This is a genomic window from Clostridium pasteurianum DSM 525 = ATCC 6013, from assembly GCF_000807255.1.
GTDB lineage: Bacteria > Bacillota > Clostridia > Clostridiales > Clostridiaceae > Clostridium_I > Clostridium_I pasteurianum.
Window position 1 is genome coordinate 515474 of the sequence record NZ_CP009268.1, and the last position, 12663, is coordinate 528136.

7 protein-coding genes are annotated in these 12663 nt (G+C 29.9%); 4 read left to right on the forward strand and 3 right to left on the reverse strand.

Features of this window, described 5'->3' with window-relative positions; translation table 11 throughout:
• Positions 1-299: 299 nt before the first annotated feature.
• The gene (locus tag CLPA_RS02350; protein ID WP_004455172.1) at positions 300-3002 is read left to right on the forward strand and encodes a cation-transporting P-type ATPase; all 2703 of its coding nucleotides are present in this window, start codon (positions 300-302) and stop codon (positions 3000-3002) included.
• A gap of 256 nt (positions 3003-3258) precedes the next feature.
• On the opposite strand, the gene CLPA_RS02355 is transcribed toward CLPA_RS02350, so the two are convergent.
• Both CLPA_RS02355 and CLPA_RS02360 read right to left on the reverse strand, forming a co-directional pair.
• Complete coding sequence (locus CLPA_RS02355) at positions 3259-4929, reverse strand: ribonuclease J (protein WP_004455173.1); 1671 nt, start codon at positions 4927-4929, stop codon at positions 3259-3261.
• 619 nt (positions 4930-5548) lie between these two features.
• Positions 5549-6838, reverse strand: coding sequence for a transposase (locus CLPA_RS02360; protein ID WP_004455633.1), 1290 nt, complete (start codon positions 6836-6838; stop codon positions 5549-5551).
• 524 nt (positions 6839-7362) lie between these two features.
• Between CLPA_RS02360 and CLPA_RS02365 the strand changes: the two genes are divergently transcribed.
• Genes CLPA_RS02365 through arsA form a run of 3 tightly spaced genes read left to right on the forward strand, consistent with a single transcriptional unit; the run spans position 7363 to position 9884 of the window.
• Positions 7363-7686, forward strand: coding sequence for an ArsR/SmtB family transcription factor (locus CLPA_RS02365; protein ID WP_004455175.1), 324 nt, complete (start codon positions 7363-7365; stop codon positions 7684-7686).
• Between the two features lie 57 nt (positions 7687-7743).
• Positions 7744-8118, forward strand: coding sequence for an arsenite efflux transporter metallochaperone ArsD (gene arsD, locus CLPA_RS02370; protein ID WP_004455176.1), 375 nt, complete (start codon positions 7744-7746; stop codon positions 8116-8118).
• A 20-nt stretch (positions 8119-8138) separates the two neighbouring features.
• A complete protein-coding gene (arsA, locus tag CLPA_RS02375; protein ID WP_004455177.1) occupies positions 8139-9884 on the forward strand; it encodes an arsenical pump-driving ATPase in 1746 nt (581 codons plus the stop codon).
• A gap of 1065 nt (positions 9885-10949) precedes the next feature.
• Here the strand turns inward: arsA and CLPA_RS02380 are convergent.
• Entirely contained in the window at positions 10950-12155 is a 1206-nt protein-coding gene (locus tag CLPA_RS02380; protein ID WP_004455178.1) for an acetylornithine/succinylornithine family transaminase, read from the reverse strand.
• Positions 12156-12663 lie beyond the last annotated feature (508 nt).

Here is a 12663-nt window from a genome sequence, read left to right on the forward strand (position 1 = left end):
AAATAGTATATAAAAACTTATTTGAAATATTAATATTTTATCCAGTAACTAGTTGCTGTAATGCTCCCTCTTTTACAAGATAGAGATAACATTATGTCATTGGATAATTAATCTAAACTTAGCAGGAGCACAAACTACCACTAAGTAAGATTCATTTATAAATACACTATATAAAATACATTATTTACTTATATATTTATTAAAAAACATAGTAAATTAGGTATTTTAAATATAATTAATGCAGATAATTTATATTAAAAGTGAAAGGAGATTTTATAGAAAAATAAGGAGGATGTTTTATGAAAAATAGATATGGATTAGCAAATAAAAATTGGCATAGTATGACTTCTGACGAAGTAATAGGTTGTTTAGAAACTAATGACTTGAAGGGAATAACAGAAAAAGAAGCTCAAAATAGGATTGAAGAATTTGGTAAGAATCTACTTCCAGAAGGTAAAAAGGAAAGTCCTTTTATAAAGTTTCTAAAGCAGTTTAATGATGTACTTATTTTTGTACTTCTAGGATGTGCTGTAATAGCAGCTGCTTTAAGGCATTTTGTTGATACAGGAGTAATAATTGGAGTTGTTGTTATAAATGGAGTTATAGGTTTTTTACAAGAGAATAAAGCAGAAAGAGCTCTTGAAGGAATAAAAAATATGTTATCTCTTAGAGCACATGTAATGAGAGACGGTAAAAGAATAGAAATAGATTCAGCAGATTTAGTAGTTGGTGATATTGTTATATTAAATCCTGGAGATAAAATACCAGCAGATATGAGACTTATTAAAACAGTTAACTTAAAAGTAGAAGAATCAGCATTAACAGGCGAATCTACAGCAGTAGAAAAGAGCGTTGATGTCATTGATGAAAATTCAGTGCTTGGAGATAGAACTAATATGGTCTTTTCTGGTACTGCAGTTAGTGCAGGTACAGGACTTGGTGTAGTAATAGCAACGGGTAAAGATACTGAAATTGGTAAAATAAATAAAATGCTGTGTGATGTAAAAAAGATAACTACACCACTTATTAGACAGACTTCAAAATTTGGTAAAACTATATCAGTTTCTATTGTAATTATCGCCATAGTAGTATATTTCTTTGGAGCATTTTTTAGAGATTATGGAACAAGTGAACTTCTACTTTCAGTTATAGGACTTGCAGTTGCGGCTATACCAGAAGGACTGCCAGCAATTCTATCCATTATTTTAGCTATTGGCGTAGAAAATATGGCAAAGAGAAAAGCTATAATACGTAATTTACCGTCAGTTGAAACTTTAGGTTCTGTTTCCGCAATATGTTCTGATAAGACTGGAACACTTACAAAAAATGAAATGACAGTAAAGGCAGTGGTTACTAGTGATGGTTATTATGAGGTTTCTGGCAGCGGCTATTCACCAAAGGGAGAGATAACTGAAAATAATAAAGAAATAAATATAGGAAATGATATTACATTAAAAGATACTCTTTTATGTTTTAAAAGCTGTAATGATTCACATTTAGGGAAAGACAATAAGGGTGAATGGATTATTAATGGAGATCCTACAGAAGGAGCCTTACTTACATTAGCAGAAAAGTCTAATGAAAAATTAGAAAATCTTTCTAGAGAAGCCACTATACCTTTTGATTCAGAATATAAATATATGGCAACATTAGTTAAAGATAACGGCAAAAATATAGTCTATATAAAAGGAGCTCCAGATAGGTTGTTTGATATAGCTGAAAAAGAAGCTAGTAAAAATGGAGAAAAAGGTTTTAACAGAGAATATTGGGAAAAACAAATGAAGAAATTTGCCAGCACAGGAAAGAGAGTTATAGGTGCTGCTTATAAAAAAGTATCAAAGGACGTAACTTCTATAGATCACGATGATTTAAATGGAGAAATAATATTTTTAGGTCTGGCAGGAATAATTGATCCACCTAGAGAAGAAGCCATAGAAGCCATAGAAAAATGTAGTGAAGCTGGTATAACAGTAAAAATGATCACTGGAGATCATGTTGATACAGCTAAAGCTATTGGTAAGCAAATGGGAATCAAGAACGCTGATATGGCTTTAGAGGGAAAAGAAATTGAAGCTATGACTGATAATGAATTGAAAGAAGCTGCTGTCAAGTACAACATATTTGGAAGAACAAGCCCTAAGCATAAGTTAAGATTGGTGGAAGCAATTCAAAGTCATGGACAAATTTGTGCCATGACCGGTGATGGTGTTAATGATGCTCCTGCTCTTAAAAGGGCAGATGTAGGAATAGCCATGGGTATAAAGGGGACTGAAGTTACAAAAGATGCTTCAGAAGTGGTTCTTGTAGATGATAACTTTAGAACTATTGTCAATGCTGTAGAAGAGGGAAGAAGAGTATATGATAACCTTAAAAAGACAATTCTCTTTATATTGCCTACAAATGGAGCACAAGCTTTCTTGATAATTGCAAGCATTTTATTTGGAACTCTTATACCGCTTACTCCAGTTCAAGTACTTTGGTTAAACATGGTTATTTCTATAACCGTATCTATGGCATTAGCTTTTGAAAAAATGGAAAAGGGAGCTATGAAAAGACCACCAAGAAATTCTAAAGCCCCACTACTTGATAGATATTTTGTATGGAGGATTGTGTTTGTATCCATACTTATTGGTGGAGTAACCTTACTCATTAATGTTAATCTTATAAATAGAGGTTATGAATTAATGCAAGTACGAACAGTAACACTGCATATAATTGTTATTAGCCAAATGTTTCATTTATTCAACAGTAGAAATATAAGAAATTTTGCATTTAATAAAGATTTCTTTTCTAATAAAGCTGCGTTTATAGTATCTGGAGTTCTTATATTACTACAGCTTTTAATAACATATGTACCTTTTATGAATAAAATTTTCGGTACAGTGCCTATAAAACCATATCAATGGATTTTGCCTGTACTAATAGGAATTGGAATATTTATCATTGTTGAAATTGAAAAGTTTATAATGAGAAGAATTGATAAATTGATAGAAAAATTTTAAATGTTAATTATAGCTGGCAGTTTCTACAACAAAATTGTAGAGACTGCCAGATTTGGCCTAATATGAGTGAATAAGGCATATGAAAATAAATAGTAAGTCAAAGATGCGACGGATATTTTTAATCATGCAAGGAAACAGGTGATCAGGATAGTGAGCTATCTGGGAGTTCTGTTGACACAGTAGGATTCAAAATAGACTAGCATACTGACTAGTTATTTATTTGAATGCGCCTAACACAAAATATAGTTTTATATATTTATATTTCCATAATTATTGGTAAAATTATAGGCTTTCTTCCTGTTTTATTATATAAGAATATCCCTAAGGTGCGTTTTATATTAGATTTTATTATTGACCATTCTGTAATTTTTTTCTCCATACATGTATCTAACTCAGATTTTACTAGTGCGGTTGCTTCATTTAATAAATTCCCAGATTCTTTTACATAAACAAAGCCTCTTGTAATGATTTCAGGTCCTGAAATTATACTAGATGACGCTTTATCTATTGTAACTACCACTGTTAATATACCATCCTGTGACAAATGTTTTCTATCTCGAAGGACTATATTGCCTACATCGCCTATTCCAAGACCATCTACCATAATTGATCCTGAAGTGACTGTCCCTGATTTTTTAGCACTGTTTCTGCTTAATTCTAATACCTGACCAGTTTCTAAAACAAATATATTTTTTGAATCCATACCAAGTTTTTTAGCTAACAATTCATGTTGCTTCAGGTGTCTATATTCACCATGAACAGGCATGAAAAATTTAGGCTTAACTAAGGTATGCATTATTTTTAGTTCTTCCTGACAAGCATGACCTGAAACATGAACTTCTTCTAGAGCATTATAAATTACTTCTGCTCCCTTCTTAAAAAGTTCATCTATAACTTTGGATATAAGTCTTTGATTCCCTGGAATTGGTGAAGCAGAAATAATTATTAAATCACCTTTTTCAATAGTGATTTTTTTATGGCTTGAGTATGCAATTCTTGAAAGTGCAGCCATTGGTTCTCCTTGACTTCCCGTAGTTATAATAGTTACTTTGTCAGAAGGATATTTATTGATATCATCTACACTTATAAGTTGATCTTCAGGTAAATGCATATAACCTAACTCTATAGCGATATTAGAAATTTTCTCCATACTTCTTCCACTAAAGGCAATTTTTCTTCCATAAGATAAAGAGGAGTTAATAATCTGTTGAACTCTATTAATATTTGATGCGAAGGAAGCAACAATTACTCTGCCCTTTGCAGTTCCAAAAATTCTTGTTAAGTTTTCTCCTATAATCTTCTCTGAAACGGTATAACCTGGGCGTTCAACATTTGTACTGTCTGCCATTAACAGCAGTACTTTTTGCTTTACAAACCTTGAAAAACGCTGAAGATCTATTAATTCACCATCTATAGGAGTATAATCTATTTTAAAATCTCCAGTATGAACTATAATACCTTCAGGTGTATGTATAGCTAGTGCACAGGCATCTGATATACTGTGGCATGTTCGTATAAATTCAACTCTGAAGTTTTCAGTTTTCACTTCTTCTCTTGGTTTAACTTCAACAAGAGTACAATCAGAAAGCATATTATGTTCTTCCAGTTTACTTTTTACTAGACCTAAGGTCAATTTTGTTCCATAAACTGGTACATTAAGTTGTTTTAAGATATAGGGGAGTGCACCAATATGATCTTCATGTCCATGGGTTAAAACAAAACCTTTTACTTTCTCACTATTATTTAACAAGTATGTTATATCTGGTATAACTAAATCAATACCATACATCTCTGTATCAGGGAAAGCTAAACCACAGTCAATGACAATTATTTCATCAGCATATTCTATAGCTGTAATATTCTTTCCGATTTCTCCTAATCCTCCTAGTGGGATTACTTTTATTTTACTCTTATTTTTTTTTATCATTCAATCTCCTATCTGGTAAGAAATTTCATTATTTAAAAATTCTTTACCATTATTATTTAAAATTTGGTATTTATTAATACTTTTTTAGTATATCCTTAAATATGGTTTTATAAAATTAAAGTTTTTTAACAATGATTATGAAGAATAATCAAATCAGCTTTAAATTTTATATAGTTTATTTTATACAAAAATTATGTTATTAAATATTAATATTCTTGAAGGGTAAATTTGATTTTTTTCTTTAACAGTATGTGTATCTTTATATTAAAAATACCTGGAATAGCCAACATATATTTTCGTCGTTTACTTACTGTATATGAAAAAACTTGAATAGATATAACAACCTGCTTTTAATGATTGAAATCAGTACATTTATGTTCATTCATCTTCTTTCATAAATATCATTTAATAGTAACTTAATTATTAATTACCTAGATTTCGTACAAATATAAGACTTATATTTTCATATATTTGCCTGTTATTATTTTGTATAATATTCCTTAGTTTTCTATTTATTAAGGCGTAGCCTGTTGGAATAATATAGAAAGTTTAAAAATGGCAATACTAAAAATACTTTAAAATAAGTTTCCAATTTTTATTACATTATTTTACTTTGAGCTTAAATATTAAAACTAAGTTGTGTATATCTAGGACCACAGATTGCGTCAGCAATAAGCTGTGATAGCCTTGTCATTGATGGAATATTTACATTAATTCCATTGCTAGTTCTTTTAACAAATGCTTTTATGTTACCAATACTTTTGACTAGAACTCTTACACCTACACGCTCAAGTTTCGTTTCCCGAAGAATCGTTGACTTAAAAGAACTTATAATGTTGTGTGTTATAAATACTAGCCATAAGAAACCATAAATACCATAGAACTTTGATGTTCTAAGATTCTTTATGTGGTATACATTTTTAACTATTTTAAAGAAAGCTTCTATAGTTTGACGTTTATTATAAAAATGGAATATTTCAACTGCACTCATTTCTTTAGCACTGATATTTGTGATAAGTAGAGAGTATTTCAATTTCCCTTTTTTAGATAATGTCTGAACTATAATATACCTAACTTTATTGATTTGAGGAAGTTCATAAACCCAGACAGCCTCATCGGCTTTATCATATTCTGAGAAAGGTATATCTTTTGCCAAATTTTTAGCTTTAACAGTAGAATATCCTTTGGTAACAAATTTTAAATTAGGAATTGAACGTAGTTTCTCAATATTTTCTGCTGAACCAAAACCACTATCAGTTCTTAATATTAAATTACCATTATGAACTTTCTCATTGTACTTAGATAGTATAGATTTTAATAAATCATCATAGTGATCAGTACAATGGGCACTCCCTGAATCTAGGATCATTGCTACTGTTTCGGAGTGCTCACCAGTAAATGCGGCAGCTAGTTGATAGCCACTTTGGTTTTTCTTTTTAGGGAAATACCCTTTTTGAGCTAATTCAAAAGTTTTACCATTTGCAATTAGACCTGTTTGATCACAGTCTACGACTATACTAGTATGGGTAAAAATTGAACTGCTGTTATTCATAAAAATCTTATGATGTATATCTTGAAGCTGAATTATACTATCAGAATCAAAACGTGTAAGTAACAAATTAATCTGCGATTGATCTGGAATTGTATCCATACCAAACATATTGGCAGAAAGCTTTTCTACAGAAAGTTTTTCATTTATGTCTTTAGTGGTTTCACAGCCAATGACTATGGACATCATAGTAGTTATAAGCTTTTGATACACGGAATATTTTACTTTCTTCATCTTAAGTTTAAAGTCTTCAAAGGGCTTGAAAAAGTTCATTTTTAAGCCAAATTGCATAACTGCAACTAACCAAATGGAAGTAGTTTCTTCTTTACAATTATCTCGATTAAAGCTAATATTATTCATGTGGATGATACCTGCCTTTCTTGATTTTTGTTGGTAAGAAAATTATACTTTAAGGCTCGGTATTATCCACTATTTATTTTTTGGAAACTATTTTATGGAAATTGCTAATGTTTCGTTTGTACGAAACTTAGGTAATTAGAAAAGATTAATTAAATGAAAAAAAGCCTATAGTTTCTCCATGTGTTTAAATTTTCCCATAAACTTTCCAATCTTATAATTTAACCTTATGATCCTGTAAGAATCTATTGATGATACCATAATAATCCATATTAATTATATAATATAAATTATAAATAATCAAACTTAATTACCTATAACTGCTGTAATTTTTTTATGAGTTTCAAATTACGGATTATAGATAAATAATTAATGGCAATAAAAGAAAAATATGAATACTATAATATATATAGAGAATAATAAATATAATAATTAAGTATTGTCAATATAAATAGATTATATTGACAATACATAGATATTGGTCTATATTATGTGTATAGATAATTATCTATGTAAGAGGTGATTGAATGCGATTAAATTATGCAGAAAACTCTAAAGTTATTAAAGCATTAGCTGATTCTAATAGATTACAAATAATTGATATACTGTCCTGTGGTGAAAAGTGTGCCTGTGATATATTGGAATATTTTGACTTTACTCAGCCTACACTTTCCCACCATATGAAGGTTTTAATGGAATGTGGGATTGTTAATTGTAGAAAAGATGGTTTATGGAGTTATTATTCATTAAATGTTGCTTACTGTAATAAATTAATGCTGTTTCTTATGAATCTTATAACGGATACAGATGAATGTATCTGTAAAGATAAAACTAAATGCGAATGCAAATAAGGCATCTTTGACTTGTTATTTATTTTCAGATGCCTAAAAGACAAGGAGTGAATGATTATGAAAAAAATGATTATTTTTGAACCGGCTATGTGTTGTTCAACAGGAGTATGCGGACCATCTGTGAATCCAGAGTTACTGAGAATTTCTACTGTGATAAACAATTTAAAAAATAAAGGTATATTTATAGAAAGATATAATCTTACTAATAATGCACAAATATTTGTTGATAATAAAATCATAAATGAAATATTAAATAGTGATGGAGTAGATGTACTTCCAGTTACCATGGTTGACGGTGCAGTAGTAAAAACTAAAGCTTATCCTACTAATGAAGAGTTCTGTGAATTCCTTGAAATTACAGAGGATTATTTAAAAGCTAAGATAAAGATTAAAAAACCAAATGATTGTGGATGTAATGATGGATGCTGCTAAAAGGGAAAAGAGGTGTTTAAATGTCTAAAAGCTTTGATATAGATAATATTAATTTAACAAAATACTTGTTTTTTACTGGAAAAGGCGGAGTCGGTAAGACTTCAACAGCTTGTGCAACAGCAGTAGCTTTGGCGGATGAAGGTAAGAAAATCATGCTTATAAGTACTGATCCAGCTTCCAATCTGCAAGATGTTTTTAACACTGAGCTAAACAATAAAGGGATATCTATAAAAGAGGTTCCCAATTTAGTAGTTGCAAATTTTGAGCCGGAAAAAGCTGCCGCTGAGTACAGAGAAAGTGTAATAGGGCCTTATCGTGGAAAACTGCCAGAAGTAGTCTTGAAAAATATGGAGGAACAGCTTTCTGGTTCATGTACCGTTGAGATTGCTGCATTTAATGAATTCTCAACTTTTATAACCGATGAAAAAGCAGCTGAGGAGTATGATCATATTATATTTGATACAGCGCCAACAGGCCATACCTTAAGAATGCTTCAGCTTCCTTCTGCCTGGAGTAATTTTATTAGTGAGAGTACACACGGGGCATCCTGTTTAGGGCAGCTTTCAGGCCTTGAAGATAAAAAAGAAGTTTATAAAAATGCTGTTAGTAATTTATCAGATAAAGAAAAAACTACACTTATACTGGTATCTCGTCCTGAATCATCACCTTTAAAGGAAGCTGAAAGGGCATCTAAAGAACTTCAGGATATAGGTGTAAATAATCAGATATTAGTTATTAATGGAGTACTTAAAAATTATGATGACCATCTTTCAAAGGCAATTTTTATAAAACAACAAAAAGCTTTAAAGGATATTCCAGCACATTTAAGTAAATTACAAATTTATGAAATTCCATTAAGACCTTATAATATAACAGGGCTTGAAAATGTAAGAGCTTTTTTAAAGAATGACAATATTAAATATAGTAAAGATACTCTTGGTACTGATAAGGTTCTAAAGCTCAAAGAGGTTATTGATGATTTATATGCTTCAGAGAAAAAAGTGATTTTCACCATGGGAAAAGGCGGCGTTGGTAAAACCACCATAGCAGCAGCTATTGCTTTAGGTCTTGCTGAAAAAGGTAAAAAGGTACATTTAACTACTACAGATCCAGCAGCACACTTGAAATTTGTTTTAGATGACAGCTATGGTATTACTTTAAGTCATGTGGATGAAAAGAAGGAGCTGGAGAAGTATAAAGAGGAAGTTTTGACAAAAGCAAAGGAAACTATGAGTAAAGAAGATATAGCTTATATAGAGGAAGATTTAAGATCGCCTTGTACTCAGGAAATTGCTGTATTTAGAGCTTTTGCAGAAATAGTTGAAAGATCTGAAAATGAAGTTGTGGTTATAGATACTGCACCAACTGGTCATACACTATTATTGCTGGACTCTACACAAAGCTATAATAAAGAAATACAACGTTCACAAGGAGATACACCAGAATCAGTTAAAAAGCTTTTACCAAAGCTTAAAAATGCCAATGAAACAGAGGTTATTATTGTAACTTTAGCTGAAGCCACCCCGGTATATGAAGCTATGAGATTGGAAGCGGATTTAAAGAGAGCTGGAATCAACAATAAGTGGTGGATTATTAATTCTAGTCTTTTTGCAACTGATACTACTAATGACATTCTCAAGGTGAAAGCAAACAATGAGATAACTTGGATAAATAAAGTAAATCAAATTTCTAAGGGTAATTTTGCAGTGGTTAAATGGAAAGCTAAAGAAGTAAAAGGTAAAGAGTTATTAGAATTAATTAACTAAAGCCATAAAGTCACTACAAAACTGAATTAAAAAGTTTTTGTAGTGACTTTAAGCTAATGTAGAAGTTGAGATTGTAAATGTTCCTTATGATTTTCAAATAGTTGCAGAGTCCATTGAAGAAAGTGGGCTGCCACAAAAATTTGCTGAAATGATTATAAATGGAAAAGATTAGAGTATTCTAGCTATAAACTGGATAAATTTATTGTTCATGTGGATGATATTTAAAAATTAGTGTAAAAAGCAGTTGACAAATATAAACGTTTACATTACAATAAAAGTATAAAGAAGATTAAAAACTTCTTTATAGCAACCCTAACTCATAAAGAAAACTAAAAAGTAATAAGATAGTTTAAAGAGTTAGTAAATCTAAAAGCACTTAATAGTAGGAAGCTTATAAGTAAAACAAAAGTAGATATAATTAAATATCTATAGATGTAAACTGTGAGAAGATTACTGGAAAATGCTATGAACGTTTGATTTAAGAAAATGTTCAGAAAAACTAGAAAAACATTTAGCAATGTTTGACTATAGTAAATGCAGAAGTCAGATATAGAGAATCTGATTGAGGAATCTAAAAGTAAATACGTAATAAAAGATGTAAAGGATATTTTTAGTATAATACAATAAAATAGAAACGCTGATAATAATCTTATCAGAAGATTCTATTGAAAGGTAGAATATGAAACAGCCTAGCATAATATTAGTTATTTATTTAAGATACCTTAATGCAGGAGTATAGAATAATATTTATAAATGTTAAAGAAAACAGGTAAATATAATTGTAAAGACATATGTATAGATTAGTACACTATATTAACTTAATTATTTTATTAATCAATATATAATATATCGAAGAAGATTGTATTTAAAGAAAGTAAAAATAGTAAATTTTTATAGTGTAATGCACATTATAAAAAAATAACTAAAAAAGGGTGATGGATATTCAAATAGAATCAGATTGTTCAAATGAGTTAGGAGTTGCTTAACCACCAATTAGTTTATATATATATAGCTAATTGGTGGTTTTATTTTTAAATGTAAAAAATCATTTAATTAGTAATATACTTAAAGAGTTAAATCTAAAACTTTAGTTAAAATATTAATCATATTATCAGTATCTTTTTCAGTTACTATTAGAGGGGGCATTAAACGAATAATTGAAGGTCTTGGTGAATTTAAAATTAAGCCTTCATGCAAACATTTATCTACAATTTCAGTACCCTTGTCACATGGAAGATCGAATGCAATGAGAAGTCCATTACCACGTATATTTTTCAATTTATACTTATCTTTTAATTCACGTAATTTTTTTAATATATAATTTCCTTGTATTTCGGCATTAATGAATAGTTTTTTGTTAATAACTTCTTCTACCACAGCCATTCCTACAGCCATTCCTAAGGGTTGAGCTGAATAAGTTCCACCTTGATCACCAGGTTCAAATATATTTAACTTTTCTTTAGTCAATAATGCCGATAGTGGATAGCCTCCACCTATACCTTTAGCAAGTGTCATTATGTCAGGTTCAATTCCATAGTGCTCATAAGCAAATAATTTACCAGTTCTGCCGATGCCTGTTTGAACTTCATCAAAAATAAGTAGTATTCCATGTTCTTTGCATATATTGCTTATGGTTTCAATATAAACTTTATCTGCTTTATTAACTCCACCTTCACCTTGAATAGGCTCCAGCATAATTGCACAGGTTTTTGAAGTTATAGAAGCTTTTAGTGCATCAATATCATTTAGTGGTACGTGTTTAAAGCCTGGAACCTTTGGTTCATATAAATTCTCCCAGACTTTTTTCCCTGTTGCAGACATTGTAGCAAGTGTTCTTCCATGAAAACTGTTAATCATAGTAATTATTTCATAGGCACCGTCAAGAAATTTTTCACCATATTTTCTTGCAAGCTTAATAGCACCTTCGTTTGCTTCAGAGCCACTATTGGAAAAAAATACTCTGTCAAAGCAGGAATTATCAGTAAGCAGCTTTGCAAATTGAAGCATGGGTTTATTATAAAAAGAAGGACTGGCATTTATTAGTGTTTTAGCCTGTTTTATAATAGCATCATTAATAATATCAGGACAATGTCCAAGACAATTCACAGCCCAGCCCCCTATAAAGTCAAGATAACATTTTCCTTCAGTGTCCAATAGGTACATACCTTTTCCATGTTCCATTACGATGTTTGGACGATTTGTAGTAAACAATATTGAATTCTTATTTTGGCTTATAAGATTATTAGTATAATTTATGTTTATTTGTTTCATAAATATATCAACACCTTTCATCAATGAATTTTATTTAGTGGGAGTTTGTATTCCTGTTATTGGATAAATTTATAATATATTATATGCATTATTATACAATTAAATTTATAAATATGCAATAAATCATTTTAAATTTTAATTTAAATTGGTTCATGGGATAAAATTATCTTAAACAAGCTGCAATTAAAATTGTAGATTTAATTAATGACAGGTAGTAGTGGTATAGAAGTAATTTGAATAGAATAGATATTTTATCCGATGACTAGTCGCTGGATAATTAATCTAAACTTGAAGGGAGTACAACAAACTCCCTTCAAGTAAGATTCATTGATAATGAATATAATTTATTGCAGCTTATATATTTAAAAATTGTTGTAGTTTTATATAGAATTAATATAAATATTTATGCATAAATATTTAGTGCTTTTCTAATACATAGAAAAAATCTATTAAGTAAATTAAAAAAACAGTTGTAATATACAACAGTTTTGCATTACAATTAAATCGA